This window comes from Nocardia sp. NPDC050713 (assembly GCF_040654315.1).
Classification (GTDB): domain Bacteria; phylum Actinomycetota; class Actinomycetes; order Mycobacteriales; family Mycobacteriaceae; genus Nocardia.
On the sequence record NZ_JBFAHS010000022.1, the window covers coordinates 100,401 to 113,542 of the forward strand.

General features: G+C 68.6%; 14 protein-coding genes. 8 read left to right on the plus strand and 6 right to left on the minus strand.

Going from position 1 to position 13,142, the window contains the following annotated elements; translation table 11 throughout:
• The first annotated feature begins 26 nt into the window (after nucleotides 1-26).
• The 6 genes from AB0H49_RS31360 to AB0H49_RS31385 all read left to right on the plus strand — a co-directional run bounded on the left by AB0H49_RS31360 (nucleotide 27) and on the right by AB0H49_RS31385 (nucleotide 5,535).
• Complete coding sequence (locus AB0H49_RS31360; protein WP_355002998.1) at nucleotides 27-1,043, plus strand: iron-containing redox enzyme family protein; 1,017 nt, start codon at nucleotides 27-29, stop codon at nucleotides 1,041-1,043.
• Nucleotides 1,012-1,728: a HemK2/MTQ2 family protein methyltransferase gene (locus tag AB0H49_RS31365; protein WP_357256383.1), complete on the plus strand. Its 717-nt coding sequence runs from the start codon at nucleotides 1,012-1,014 to the stop codon at nucleotides 1,726-1,728. The genes AB0H49_RS31360 and AB0H49_RS31365 overlap by 32 nt, the downstream gene beginning before the upstream one ends.
• Complete coding sequence (locus AB0H49_RS31370) at nucleotides 1,706-1,915, plus strand: CDGSH iron-sulfur domain-containing protein (protein WP_355002996.1); 210 nt, start codon at nucleotides 1,706-1,708, stop codon at nucleotides 1,913-1,915. Before AB0H49_RS31365 ends, AB0H49_RS31370 begins: the two co-directional genes overlap by 23 nt.
• Before the next feature lie 38 nt (nucleotides 1,916-1,953).
• A complete protein-coding gene (locus AB0H49_RS31375; RefSeq protein ID WP_357256384.1) occupies nucleotides 1,954-3,741 on the plus strand; it encodes a thiamine pyrophosphate-requiring protein in 1,788 nt (595 codons plus the stop codon).
• A gap of 3 nt (nucleotides 3,742-3,744) precedes the next feature.
• Nucleotides 3,745-4,584 (plus strand): glucose 1-dehydrogenase, encoded by an 840-nt coding sequence (locus AB0H49_RS31380; protein ID WP_355002994.1) that lies wholly within the window; start codon nucleotides 3,745-3,747, stop codon nucleotides 4,582-4,584.
• Between the two features lie 120 nt (nucleotides 4,585-4,704).
• Complete coding sequence (locus tag AB0H49_RS31385) at nucleotides 4,705-5,535, plus strand: RNA polymerase sigma factor SigF (protein ID WP_355002993.1); 831 nt, start codon at nucleotides 4,705-4,707, stop codon at nucleotides 5,533-5,535.
• A gap of 89 nt (nucleotides 5,536-5,624) precedes the next feature.
• On the opposite strand, the gene AB0H49_RS31390 is transcribed toward AB0H49_RS31385, so the two are convergent.
• Complete coding sequence (locus AB0H49_RS31390) at nucleotides 5,625-6,206, minus strand: LppA family lipoprotein (protein WP_357256385.1); 582 nt, start codon at nucleotides 6,204-6,206, stop codon at nucleotides 5,625-5,627.
• Between the two features lie 337 nt (nucleotides 6,207-6,543).
• On the opposite strand from AB0H49_RS31390, the gene AB0H49_RS31395 reads away from it, so the two are divergent.
• Nucleotides 6,544-6,996 carry a hypothetical protein gene (locus AB0H49_RS31395; protein WP_355002991.1) on the plus strand — a complete coding sequence of 151 codons (453 nt, stop codon included), beginning with the start codon at nucleotides 6,544-6,546 and terminating at the stop codon, nucleotides 6,994-6,996.
• Between the two features lie 36 nt (nucleotides 6,997-7,032).
• Here the strand turns inward: AB0H49_RS31395 and AB0H49_RS31400 are convergent, their stop codons facing one another.
• The 3 genes from AB0H49_RS31400 to AB0H49_RS31410 all read right to left on the minus strand — a co-directional run bounded on the left by AB0H49_RS31400 (nucleotide 7,033) and on the right by AB0H49_RS31410 (nucleotide 9,431).
• Nucleotides 7,033-8,214, minus strand: coding sequence for a cation:proton antiporter (locus AB0H49_RS31400; protein WP_355002990.1), 1,182 nt, complete (start codon nucleotides 8,212-8,214; stop codon nucleotides 7,033-7,035).
• Nucleotides 8,215-8,217: 3 nt separating this feature from the next.
• Complete coding sequence (locus tag AB0H49_RS31405) at nucleotides 8,218-8,697, minus strand: TrkA C-terminal domain-containing protein (RefSeq protein ID WP_355002989.1); 480 nt, start codon at nucleotides 8,695-8,697, stop codon at nucleotides 8,218-8,220.
• A gap of 71 nt (nucleotides 8,698-8,768) precedes the next feature.
• The gene (locus AB0H49_RS31410) at nucleotides 8,769-9,431 is read right to left on the minus strand and encodes a TetR/AcrR family transcriptional regulator C-terminal domain-containing protein (RefSeq protein WP_355002988.1); all 663 of its coding nucleotides are present in this window, start codon (nucleotides 9,429-9,431) and stop codon (nucleotides 8,769-8,771) included.
• A gap of 192 nt (nucleotides 9,432-9,623) precedes the next feature.
• On the opposite strand from AB0H49_RS31410, the gene AB0H49_RS31415 reads away from it, so the two are divergent.
• Entirely contained in the window at nucleotides 9,624-10,748 is a 1,125-nt protein-coding gene (locus AB0H49_RS31415) for an alpha/beta fold hydrolase (RefSeq protein ID WP_355002987.1), read from the plus strand.
• 122 nt (nucleotides 10,749-10,870) lie between these two features.
• Here the strand turns inward: AB0H49_RS31415 and AB0H49_RS31420 are convergent, their stop codons facing one another.
• Nucleotides 10,871-12,058, minus strand: coding sequence for a lipase family protein (locus AB0H49_RS31420; RefSeq protein ID WP_357256386.1), 1,188 nt, complete (start codon nucleotides 12,056-12,058; stop codon nucleotides 10,871-10,873).
• 534 nt (nucleotides 12,059-12,592) lie between these two features.
• Nucleotides 12,593-13,142 (minus strand): DUF5360 family protein (locus AB0H49_RS31425; protein WP_357256387.1); only part of this gene is annotated, 550 nt, incomplete at its 5' end.

A 13,142-nucleotide genomic window follows, 5' to 3' on the forward strand; every position in this document is an offset into this window, starting at 1 on the left:
CGGCGCGAGCGGGGTAAACCACCAGCATGACAGCGACCATGGTCCCGAAAGCCCAGCCCATGCCCGAGCCGCGCGGCGAGCTGTCCGCGGCGGTGGTCGAACTCCTGCACGGCACGCCGGGACAGTCCGTACCGGGGGCCGGGTCGACGGACCCGTTCGACGAGGATCTGCTTCTCGCCCTGCACACCTGCTACGAGTTGCACTACTACGGGTTCGCGAAGGTTCATCCCGGCTGGGAGTGGGACCCCGGCCTGCTCGGGTTGCGTGCCGAGATGGAACAGCGGCTGCTGCGCGGGCTGCGCGACGCCGTCCCCGGCGGGACCGATCTGGAAGGGGAACTCGAACAGCTGCTCGTGACACCGGTCGAGGCGAGCGGGCCGAGCCAGTTCCTGCTCGATCGCGGCGAGTGGTGGCAGATGCGCGAGTACCTGGTGCACCGCTCGCTCTACCACCACAAAGAGGCCGATCCGTACGCATGGGCCATTCCGCGGCTGCGCGGTCAGGCTAAAGCGTCGCTGGTCGCGGTCGAGTTCGACGAGTTCGGCGGCGGGCGCGGCGAACGGGTGCACGCCGAGCTGTACGCGAAGCTGATGGCCGCGGCGGGCCTGAATCCGGACTATCTGCACTATCTGGACGTGATTCCGGCGCCGATGTTCGCCCTGATGGACACGATCTCGCTGTTCGGACTGCACCGTGAGCTGCGCGGGGCGCTCGTCGGTCATTTCGCGACCGTGGAGATCAGCTCGCCGCCGGGGGCGCGGCGGATGGTGGAGGCGCTGCGCCGCCTCGACGCCGATCCCGCCTGCACGCTGTTCTACCGCGAGCACGTCGAAGCCGACGCGGTGCACGAACAGGTCATGCGCCGCGACGTGATCGGCGACCTGCTCGCCAAGGAGCCCGAGTTGACCGAATCGGTGGTGTTCGGCATTCAGGCCACGAACCTGCTGGAAGACCGGTTCGCCGAGCATGTGCTGGGCTGCTGGGAGGCGGGACGCGGTTCGCTGCGCGACGGTGAGCCGGGTTCTGCCGGACCGCACGATTAATTCGGCTCATTCCGGCTATCCGGCGTACGTGATGTTGATTCGCCCGCCCTGGGTCTACCGCCCGCAAACGGATACCTGGTTGTTGGCCATGGCGCTGTCCGAGGCGGGCATTCCGCGCGGTGGGCACGTGCTGGACGTGTGCACGGGAAGCGGGGCATTGGCCATCGCGGCCGCGCGCGGTGGCGCCAGGGCGGTCACCGCTGTGGATATCTCCCGATCCGCGGCGGCGTCGGCGTGGCTGAACTGCCGGATCCGGGGGATCGGGGCCGAGGTGATCCGCGGCGACTTCAGCCGCGCGCTGCGCGGACGCCGCTTCGATCTCGTTCTCGCCAATCCGCCCTACGTGCCAGCGCCCGCGGGCGCTGGCCACCACGGGGCGGCGCGCGCGTGGAACGCGGGTGTGTCCGGGCGCGGTGCGCTCGACCGGCTGTGCCGGATGATGCCGGATCTGCTGAAACCCCGAGGCGCGGCGCTGGTCGTGCACTCGATGCTGTCCGATCCGGACAGCACGCTGATTCAATTACGCGACACCGGTTTGAAAGCCGCGATCGTGGCCCGCCACACCGTTCCCTTCGGGCCGGTGCTGCGCGGGCGCGCCGACTGGCTCGCTTCGATCGGACTCATCGAACCCGGCCAGGACAAGGAAGATCTGGTGGTGATCCGTGCCGATCGAATCCGAAAATGAGCGCAGGCGAGTCACTTTCACCGACGACGGGCCCGCTCTCGTCGAGGGTCCGGTGGAGCTCGTGACCGCCGACGGGAAGACGATCCGCTGCGACCGCTTCCAGGTCGCGATCTGCCTGTGCCGCCGTTCCAAGACCTATCCCTTGTGTGACACCAGCCACCGCAAGCACCGCCGCGCCACCGCCTGAGGACGGATCCCGACAGCGACGCACCGACAGGAGGAACCATGGGTCAACAGGTCGGCGACTACGTCGTGCGACGACTGCGCGAATGGGGTGTCCAGCAGGTCTTCGGATATCCCGGTGACGGCATCAACGGCTTGGTCGCCGCATTCGGGCGAGCCGACGACGACCCCGCGTTCATCCAGGCCAGGCACGAGGAGATGTCGGCGTTCGAGGCCACCGGCTACGCCAAGTTCAGCGGCAACGCCGGTGTCTGCACCGCCACCTCGGGGCCGGGCGCGATCCATCTGCTGAACGGCCTCTACGACGCCAAACTCGATCACGTGCCGGTGGTGGCGATCGTCGGGCAAACCGCGCGCAGCGCGATGGGCGGCAGCTACCAGCAGGAAGTGGATCTGCAAAACCTGTTCCAGGACGTCGCCGAGTACGTGGTCGAGGTCAATGTCGCCAGTCAGTTGCCCAACGCGCTCGACCGCGCCTTCCGCGTCGCCATCACGCGGCGCGCGCCGACGGCGGTGATCATCCCCTCCGACCTCCAGGAGGAAGAGTACGAGCCACCCGAGCACGCCTTCAAGCAGGTGCCCTCCAGCCCGCCGGGCGCGCTGCCGCCCGCGCGAGTGATCCCTGCGAGCGACCAGATCCGGCGCGCCGCGGAGATCCTCGACGCCGGATCACGGGTCGCGATCCTGATCGGCCAGGGCGCGCGCTCGGCCGCCGCGGAGGTCGTGGAGATCGCCGACCGCACCGGCGCGGGCGTGGCGAAGGCGCTGCTCGGCAAGGACGTGCTCCCCGACGATCTGCCGTTCGTCACCGGGCCGATCGGATTGCTCGGCAGCAGGCCGAGTTACGAGCTGATGCGCGATTGCGACACCCTGCTCATCGTCGGCTCCAGCTTCCCCTACTCGCAGTTCCTGCCCGAGTTCGGTCAGGCGCGTGCGGTGCAGATCGATATCGACGGCACCATGATCGGCATGCGGTACCCCACCGAGGTGAATCTGGTGGGCGACGCGAAATCCACACTGGCCGAGCTGATTCCGCTGATCCAGCGCAAGACCGATCGGTCGTGGCGGGAGAAGGTGGAGAAGAACGTGGCCCGCTGGTGGGAGACGCTCGAACGGCAGTCGATGCTGGACGCGCAGCCGCTCAACCCCATGCGCGTGGTCTGGGAACTGTCCCAACGCATTCCCGAGAACGCCATAGTCACGGCGGATTCGGGCTCCTCGACCAACTGGTATGCCCGGTGCCTGCGCTTCCGCGGCCAGATGCGCGGCTCGCTGTCCGGGACGCTCGCGACGATGGGTCCTGGCGTCCCGTACGCCATCGGCGCGAAGTTCGCCCACCCGGACCGGCCCGCGATCGCGCTGGTCGGCGACGGCGCGATGCAGATGAACGGGCTCGCCGAGCTGCTCACCATCGCCCGCTACCGGCGCCGCTGGTCGGATCCGCGGCTGATCGTCTGCGTCTTCCACAACAACGACCTCAACCAGGTCACCTGGGAGCTGCGCGCGATGGGCGGCGCGCCGAAATTCGAGGAGTCGCAATCGCTTCCGGAGGTCTCCTACGCGGAGGTCGCCCGGGTCATGGGGTTGGCCGCGATCACCGTCGAGGCGCCAGAGGATCTGGGCCCCGCCTGGGATCGCGCGCTGAACGCCGACTGTCCGGTGGTGCTCGACGTGCTGTGCGATCCCGAGGTGCCGCCCATCCCGCCGCACGCCACCTGGGAGCAGTTGAAGGACACCGCCGAAGCCGTACTGCGCGGTGATCCCGATGCCAGGCGCTTCATCACCCAGGGCATGAAAGCCAAAGCGCAGGAATTCATCAGGAGGAGTTGAGCAATGGGTTTTCCGGAGCAGCAGCAAGAGGTCCCCGGCGTCCAGGCCAGGATGACGCCGGTGCCGGACTGCGGCGAGGACAGCTACCGCGGTTCGGGCAAGCTCACCGGCAAGGCGGCGGTGATCACCGGCGCCGACAGCGGCATCGGGCGCGCGGTGGCGATCGCGTTCGCCAGGGAAGGCGCCGATGTGCTGATCTCCTATCTCGACGAGGACGAGGACGCGAAGCAGGTCGCCGATCTGGTGACCCAGGCGGGCCGCAAGGCCGTGCTGGTGGCAGGCGATCTCGCCGATCCCGCGCACTGCCGCGCCGTCATCGATCGCGCCGTACAGGAGTTCGGCAAGGTGGATGTGCTGGTGAGCAACGCGGCCTACCAGATGACCCACGAGACCCTCGAGGAGATCTCCGACGAGGAGTTCGACCACACCTTCAAGCTGAACGTCGGCGCGTACTTCTATCTCGTGAAAGCCGCACTGCCGCATATGCCTTCGGGCTCGTCGATCATCGGCAGCTCGTCGGTGAACTCGGACATGCCCTCGCCGACGCTGGCGCCCTACGCGGCGACCAAGGCGGCCATCGCCAACTTCTCCGCCAGCCTGGCGCAGTTGTTGGGGGAGCGCGGGATTCGGGTCAACAGCGTCGCGCCGGGACCGATCTGGACGCCGCTGATCCCCTCGACCATGCCGGTGGAGAAGGTCACGAAGTTCGGTGACGACACGCCGCTGGGGCGTGCGGGTCAACCCGCCGAACTCGCGGCGGCCTACGTGCTGCTCGCCTCCGACGACGGCAGCTACATCTCGGGCGCGCGGCTCGCGGTGACGGGCGGTCGGCCCATCCTCTGATCCGCGCGGGGCGGTGGTCCGTCGGCCCAGGTGAGACCGATTTCTTTGCGATCACGTTTCGATAACGGGGTCGCGGGTATCCGATCAGTGTCGAATTCAGTGGGAAACGAGGGACATCGGATGAAGCAGGAATCGACCGTGGGCGCCGCGGACGACACCGCCCGTACGGACTCGTACGACAACGTCGAGCCGTGGTTCGAGAAGCTGGCGAGCCTGGACGAGAACGACCCGCACCGGCATCGGCTGCGGGAGGACATCGTCCGGATGTGCCTGCCGCTGGCCGAACACATCGCGCGTCGCTTCGCGGGCCGCGGCGAGGCGTTCGACGACCTGCACCAAATCGCCCGCCTCGGGTTGGTGCAGGCCGTGGATCGCTTCGACGTCTCCCGCGGCAGTTCCTTCCTGTCGTTCGCGGTGCCGACCGTGATGGGGGAGGTGCGGCGGCACTTCCGCGACCGCACCTGGTCGGTGCGGGTCCCGCGGCGGCTCAAAGAGATTCAGCAGCTGATCGGCCCCGCCACCGACACGCTCGCGCAGCGGCTCGGCCGTATGCCCACCGCCCGCGAACTCGCCGCCGAACTCGATGTGGAACTCACCGAGATCACCCAGGCACTGGTCGCGAGCAACGGCTACCAGGCGAGCTCACTGGACGCCACGCCGCGCGACAACGACGACGACAGCTCGCCGCGCGCCGCGGTCGACACCCTCGGCGCGGAGGAACCCTGCTACCGGCTGCTGGAGGACGCGATGGCCGTGCGTCCGCTGCTCGCCGAACTGCCGGAGCGTGAACGCCAGGTGCTCGTCATGCGGTTCTTCGAGAACCGGACCCAGGCCCAGATCGCCGAGCGCCTCGGGGTGTCGCAGATGCAGATCTCGCGCATCCTCGCCAAGACGTTGAAGACGTTGCGCGACCGGGCACTCGGCGACGACACCGAGCATCTGGCGGCCTGACCTTCGGCCGCTTGGCTCGGTGCAGCTGCCCGCCGTAGCTCGGGTAGATCGTCGGCGCCGGTGATCCGGCGTACGAGAGCGCGGCTCGATCACTGCTCGGCGGATAGACGACAACCCACGACCGCGGTGATCGTCATCGACCGGGCGTCCGCGAAGATCGACAGCTCGGTGTCGCTGTCCCACCGCGCGCCGTCGCCGCCCTCGAAGGTGACGTGCCGGTCGGGTGACAAGCTACCGCCCGGCAGCATGTCCGTCGCGCCGACGGACACGGCCAGCGCGCGCGCCGTCTCCTGGAATCCCAGCCACGCCGCCGCGGGCAGCGAACCCTCGGTGCGGTAGCGCGGCAGGACCACGCGCCGGCCGCCGGTGTGCGCGTAAGGCCCGTAGCAGGGCCCGATCGCGCGGTCTTCGGTCTGGCGCCAGCGCAGCGCGGGTTCGAGCGCCGAGGCGGCGGCCACGATCTGTTCGACGACCGACGCGACCTGTTGTTCGGCGACCTCGGAAGACGGCAATTCGGTCAATTCGGCTGAGACCGCCGCGATCTCGTCGGCGGAAGGCGGTGGGGCGGGCTCGCCGAGCAGAGTCGCGCAGCCGCCGACCGTCAGGCCGATGACCGCCAGTGCGGCGATCGCACGCAGTGCGGCGGGCTGCCGCCACCGTCCAGTCGTCATCGTCTCCCCATGCTTTCCGCGGTCGCGCCGATCGTGAGCGTGCTTCCCGCGCAATCCTATTCGCGACCGGCGCCGCCCAGGCGCGGATCGCGACGCGCCGCGACTATGGCCGCCACCCCGCGAGACTCTGTTTTAGATGTCGATTCCCGAGACATCCGTCGAGGTTTTGGATAGTTTGGCCCTCGTTCAGTGAAGATCTGGCAAACACTATCCCCGGCCCGGCGGCGGAGGTTCGCGCGTCGCACGCGGCCGACGAGAAGGGGTGTGCGGTGACGGGGACATTCCAGGCGGACGAACACATCGGTCGCCCGGCGCAGGGCAGGGAGGGGCCGAGCACGTGGTGACCATCGCGCAGTTGCGGGCCGTCTTGGCGATACTGCACATCGACCCGGACGCGGTGGACCCGCCCTTCGACGGACCGAGGGACGCCGCCGCGGAGCGGGCGCTGCTGGTCGGTCTGCTGCGACACGTGGTCGGCGGCGAACCGCGCCATGCCATTCCGGTGGCCGAGGACCCGGCCGAACGGATGTGCGCCGACGCCGCGGAGCTGCACGACCGCATCGGCGCGATGGCCGAGGACGCGACCGCCGAGCCCGCGCCGGTATTGCTCGCCGCGGCCACTCGGTCGGCCGACGCCACGACGGCGTTGCTGGAGCTGAGCCGCAACCCCGCGGGCAGCGACTCCGAAATCCGTTGGCGGCGTGCGCTGACCGATCTGGGGCAGGCTTATCACCTGCTCAACGACGAATACGTCGGCCGGTCGAACACCACGACGGCCCCGCTACGCTGAGGGGCCGCGCCGGGTCGTTTCCGGGAGGGTCGCTCGTCAGACGGGACGGGCCACGCGACGGTCGCGCCACACCAGAACGGGTTCCACCACACGCGCCGCTATCGGGCCGAGCACCGCCATCAGCAGCACGTACGTCGTCGCCAGCGCCGCGAACTCGGTCGGCACCGCGCCCGCGGTGACCGCCAATCCCGCGATGACGATGGAGAACTCGCCGTGCGCGACCAACGCCGTGCCCGCGCGCGCCCGCCCGTACCGCGAGGTGCCCGCGCGTTTGGCGGCCCACCAGCCGGTGGCGACCTTGGTGGCCGTGGTGACCACGGCGAGCAGGCAGGCCCAGCCCAGCACCGGGGGAATGGTCGACGGATCCGTGCTCAGCCCGAACAGCACGAAGAACAGCGCGGCGAACAAGTCGCGCAACGGCTCCAGGATCTTGGTGGCGTTGTGCGCCGTCGAATCCGAGATCGCGATACCGAGCAGGAACGCCCCCACCGCGGCCGAGACCTGGAGCGCGGACGCGAGACCCGCGACGAGCAGCGCCGAGCCGAGCAGCTTGAGCAGGAAGATCTCGCGATCGTCGCTGTCCACGATCATCGAGACGTAGCGCCCGTAGCGCAGCGCGACCACGAGCACGACCGTGACGGCGAGCAGGGCGATTCCGACGGTGGTGAGACCGGCCAGGAACCCCGCGCTCGCGAGCACCGCCGTCAGCACCGGCAGGTAACCGGCCATCACCAGGTCCTCGAACACCAGGATGGACAGAATCGTGGGGGTCTCCCGGTTGCCCAGCCTGCCCAGGTCGTTGAGCACCTTGGCGACGATGCCCGACGAGGAGATGTAGGTGACGCCCGCCATCGCGATGGCGCCGGTCAGACCCCAGCCCAGGAAGAGCGCGACGAGCACGCCGGGGGTGGCGTTGAGCACGATGTCGACCACACCGGCCGCCCAGGATCGGCGCAGGCCGGTGACGAGTTCGGCGGCAGTGTATTCCAGCCCGAGCAGCAGCAGCAGAAGGACGACGCCGATCTCGCTGGCCAGATGGATGAACGAATCGACATGGTCCAGTTCGACGAGACCGCCTGTGCCGAACATCAAACCGCCGACCAGGTAGAACGGGATCGGCGACATGCCGATGCGCGCGGCGATGCGGCCGAGCAGGCCGAGGCCGAAGAAGACCGCGCCCAGCTGGATCAAGGAGAGCGCGGTTTCGTGTGCCACCACGCCTCAGCCGTCCGTGAGGATGATGGCGGCGGCCGCCAGACCGTCCGCGGTGCCGACGACGATCAGGACGTCGAAGGCGGCGAACGCGAATTCCGGTCCCGGCGAGGCGATCACGTGCCCGGCGCGCACGAGCGCGACGATGGACGTCTTGGTACGCGTCCGCATCGCGGTGTCGCCGAGCGGCCTGCCGTCGTAGGGCGAGCCCGGGCGAACGGTGAGCTGCCGGGTGATCACCCCGTCGAATGCGCGGTGCTCGTCTTGCAATTGAGCGACCACCTGCGGTGCGCCGAGCAAGTTGGCGAGCAGCGACGCTTCGCGCCGGGTGAGCGAGATCTGCTCGGTGACGTCGGGGTTGTCGGGCTTGCTGACGATCAGGTCCAAAGTGCCGTCGCGGTGGTCGATCACGCCGACGCGTCGGTTGTTCTTCAACGGAAAATCTTTGCGGACACCAATACCCGGCAAGGGTGTTACCTCTACGTTCACGACTCCACCCTATCCGGACAATTCGGGCTCGTTCCGCGTCGCGTGAACGGTCGCCGGAGGGCGGCGGCGAATCAGGGGCGATCGGACAGCGCGTCGCGCACCGTGCGATAGCGGTCGCCGAGTCCGTCCAACAGCGCACGCAGCCCCACCTCGAAGGCGTCCTCGTCGATGCGATGTTGCCGATCGGCGAGCAGATGGGCTTCACTGAGGTGCGGGTAGTCGCCGCCGTAGACCGTCGCGTCGGCGGGGAATCCCGCGGCGAACGACGCGAGCGCGGAGCCGGTGATGAAATAGCGCATCAGTGCGCCGACTTTGGTCGCCTCGCGGCGCGGCCAGCCCGCCGCGACCAAGCCACCGAACACCGCGTCGGCGATCCGCAGCGCGTTGGGGCGATGCCCGGGGCCGCCCGCGAGCGCGGGGACGATGTTCGGGTGGGCGGCCATGGCGGCGCGGTAGGAGTAGGCCCAATCCCACAGTGCCGTACGCCAATCCGGGTTCTCCGGGCCGAGCGCGGCGAACATTCCGGTGTCGACCTCGCCGAGCACCGTGTCGGCGATGGCATCGATGAGTTCGTCCTTGGTGCCGACGTGGTTGTACAGCGACGGTCCCTGAACACCGAGTTCGGCGGCGATGCGCCTGGTGGACACCGCCGCCATGCCCTCGGCGTCGAGCAGTGCCAGTGCGGTGGCCACGATGCGCGCTCGGTTGAGCAGTGGGTGGCGGGGTCGGGCCACGGTTTGCCTCCTTGTCCTGTCGCAGCATTGTCGCAGGAGACAAAAACTTGCGCTGCTAGTTTATCGGCCTTACGGTCGCCTTGGAAACTTTCACCGCTAGTTTTGGAGTGTGATTCCATGCGGGTCGTCTCTCTTGCACGAGTCAGACATAGACCTATAGGCCGACTGCGGGGTGTCGTCGCGGCAGCCGTCGTGGCGGGCGTGACGGTTCTCGGCGCGACCCACGCCATCGGTCCCGCGGCGGCCGCGCCCGAGCCCACCGTGGGCGTGTCGGTCGAGCAGCAGCTCGCCGATCTGGTCCGCGCCGGGCTGCGGCCCGCGCCGGACGGCAGGCAGCCGCAGCCCATCGTGGACACCGGAAGCAGCTCGGGCAGCGGCTCGGGTTCGGCCGGGCGCAGCCACGCCTCCCGGGTGGCGGGTGAGGGGCCCGAGGTATCGGCGTTCCTCGCGGCTTTCGCCCACGGCCTCAGCCATCCCGACGCGGCCCCCGCAGGTGCGAACCAGCCGAATTGTCGTCCCAGTGCGGAACATCCGCGCCCGGTGGTGCTGGTGCACGGCACCTGGCTGAACGCCTACGACACCTTCGCGTACCTGTCGCCGCGGGTCGCCCGCGCCGGGTACTGCGTCTTCACCTTCAACTTCGGCCGCGCGAGCCTGTTCGAGGGCGGCGGCCTCGGACCGCTCCTGCCCGGCCGCTACGGCGTCGGCCCGATGGAGGATTCGGCCCGTCAGCTTCGCGAGTACGTCGACACCGTGCTGGCCGCCACCGGCGCCGAGAAGGTCGACATCATCGCGCATTCCCAGGGCGGACCAGTCTCGAGCCAGTACCTGAAATTCGAAGGCGGCGCGGACAAGGTCGGCAAGCTCATCTCTTTCGGCGGCACCAACCACGGCACCTCGCTGATGGGCATGGCGACACTGGGACGGCTCATCACCAACCTGGGCATCCCCATCCTCGGCTTCTACCGGCCACTGATCGGCGCGGCCAACATCCAGCAGGTCGTCGGTTCGGAGTTCTACGCCCACCTGAACCGGGACGGCGACACCGTGCCGGGCATCGAGTACACCGCGATCGGCACCAGGCACGACCAGATCTCGAACCCGTTCGAATGGACCTTCCTGCAACCGGGTCCGGACGCCCCGGTGCAGAACATCGCGCTGCAGGACGGCTGCGAGCAGGACATGTCCGATCACCTGACGCTGATGTACTCGCCGCGCGCCGCGGCCATCGCGTTGCGCGCCCTGGACCCGCAGGCGTCCATCGAGCTGACGTGCGCGTTCAACCCGTGGATGATCGGCGGCGGCGGTTCGCTCTGACCGGTCGGTGACGCACCGGGATCGGGCGGACAGTGCGGTGCCACCGCGCCGTCGGGTGCCCGGAACGACAGAAGGGACGCCCGGCCGGATGGCGGGGCGTCCCCTTTCGGTTCTATACCGGGTCAGCAGCTGGTCGGCACCGGATCACCGCGGAAGCGCGACTCGACGTAGTTCCACGCGTCGGCGAATCCGGCGGCGGCCGCGGTCATGTGCTCCGCGATGTCGTAGGTCACCAGCTTCACCGGGGCGCCCGCCTTGCAGTAGCGATCGGCGACCTCGGCGACCGAGTCGAACGGCGTCAGCGTGTCGTAGCGGCCCTGCCACAGATAGGTCGGCACGGTCGGCACGCCTTCGTAGTGGCGCAAGCTGTTCTCGTGCAGCACTTCTCGCGCCTCGGGGCTGTCCATCAGGCTCTTGGAGGCGGCCATCTGGTCGGCGCTGCGGAAGGCGCCGTGGAAGAGCAGGAAGCGGCGGCAGGCGTCGTGGGTGAACTCGCGGAACCACAGGCCGTTCGGGTTCAGCTGATCCGAGATCGGCAGCCGCTCAGGGTATTCCCGCTCCAACCCCATCGCGGCGGCGAAGGCCAGGCCGAAACCGGGGTGCGGTTCGAAGCCGAGGCCGAGCGCCATCTGCTCGAGATCGGCGGGGATGCCACCGGCGACGGCGGCGGTCAGCTTCAGGTCGGGCGCGTAGGTCGGCTGGAGCGCGGCAGCCCACGCGGTGGCCATGCCGCCGCCCGAGTAGCCCGCGATCGCGACCTGCGAAGAACCGAGGCCGAGTTCGGCGACCTTCTGCACCGCCTTCACACTGTCCAGCGTGACCATGCCGCTGAGCTTGGCCGCGCCGTAGGCGACGGTCGGGCCGAGGTAGTCCGGCAGGGAGACGGCCCAGCCGCGGCCGATCGGCAGCAACGCGCCCGGCGCGTCCTGGAGTTCGCCGTTGAACAGCGAGCGCGACGGATTACACCGGGAGCCAAGGGAATTGATCAATGCCTGGTAGGAGACCAGGGGCGGGTTGCTCACTCCGATGGGGAGCAGGACGGTGGTGATGCCCATGATGGGATTGCCACCGGAATTGGTGGAGCGGAAGGCCACCTGCCAGCCTTCGGTGCCGACGTAGAGGCCGGTGTCGATCTTGCGTGTCCGGACGACGTCGCCGGGCTGCAACGCGGCCAGTTCGGCGGGCGCGCTGTAGAACGGGTCCGGATCGGGTTCGGGATAAAGGGGATCGGCCTGCGCCGGGGCGCACAGGACGCCTAGGGACAGGATGCTCGAGACGAGGATCAATATTCGAGTCGTGACTCTGGACACGGTCTTTCTTTCGTCCATTGGGGCATCGCCGATGGACGACCGTGGGATGAGGGGCCGCGGCGGACATCGGTGACGTATTTGACAAGGTGGGAACGACGCAGTGGAGCGACTTCGGTCACCGCGTGAAGCGCGGTCGAAATGGAATGGGTCGCTGGAGACGCGTGCACGCCATCGCCCCTCGCGGCGGATGGTCGTGCGAGGCTTGGCGCACCTCCTTCGTCTCCGTGGCTGCCCGAGGCCGCAGGCGACGGCCACTATCCGCGGCGAACATATCGCAACCAAGATCGAATCGAGGATAACGACACACCGAACTTGGTGATTCTCACAATGGGACGGTAGATCCGTGATGCGATTTCACAGGGGTGATGCTGTCCGTGTTTCCGGTCGCGACCCGCGGGTATGGGTCGAAGATCCTTGCGCCCGAGGAGAATTCGAACCCAACATAGTCTCGTCGATGTCTGCTTCGAACCGGCCGTGATCAGCGGGAACAATCATGCTCGCGGGAGTGCCCTCGCTCGGAACGAGCGGTAGCGATCATCCAGCATCGGGGATTCGCCCGCGTCCCGCGGAAGTGACCATCATCGTTGTCATGGCGACGATGGGGAAGAACAGCAACCAGGCGTTCGGTATCCACCATGCCGGGTCGAATTCGCAGCGCACCAGGTAGAAGTTCAGCGCCATCAGTCCCGCGGCGGCCGTCGCGGTCAACGAGACGAGCATCATCCGCTCGGCCAGCGCGGGCTGCCTGCCTGTGACGGCCAGGCTCGCGAGGCCGATGCCGATGGCGGCGAGGTCGAGCCCGAGGAACGACCAGTTCCATTGGCGCAGAAAAGGGTCGGTACCGACGCTGAGCGCGCCGAGCGCTGTCGCGACCCAGTACGCGAGGAAACCGAGATCGGTCCAGAGCATGATCCGCTTGGTGCGGGCGAAGCGGGCGTCGGCCATGGGAAATGCCTCCTGCGGCGGGCCATCCGGAGCGGGGCGGGCGCGGGGAGGTGCCCCGTGGCGAGCATAATCGAGGCCGGACGCGGCGGCGCCGAGGAACGAGGCACCGTATTCCAGTCCGGCTGCACGCGCCACCTGG

Excerpts from the sequence above, each read along its gene's own strand:
- AB0H49_RS31380 (WP_355002994.1), top strand. The coding sequence starts at position 3,745 with ATGGGTTTTCCGGAGCAGCAGCAAGAGGTCCCCGGCGTCCAGGCCAGG.
- AB0H49_RS31390 (WP_357256385.1), bottom strand. The coding sequence starts at position 6,206 with ATGACGACTGGACGGTGGCGGCAGCCCGCCGCACTGCGTGCGATCGCC.
- AB0H49_RS31375 (WP_357256384.1), top strand. The coding sequence starts at position 1,954 with ATGGGTCAACAGGTCGGCGACTACGTCGTGCGACGACTGCGCGAATGG.
- AB0H49_RS31385 (WP_355002993.1), top strand. The coding sequence starts at position 4,705 with ATGAAGCAGGAATCGACCGTGGGCGCCGCGGACGACACCGCCCGTACG.
- AB0H49_RS31360 (WP_355002998.1), top strand. The coding sequence starts at position 27 with ATGACAGCGACCATGGTCCCGAAAGCCCAGCCCATGCCCGAGCCGCGC.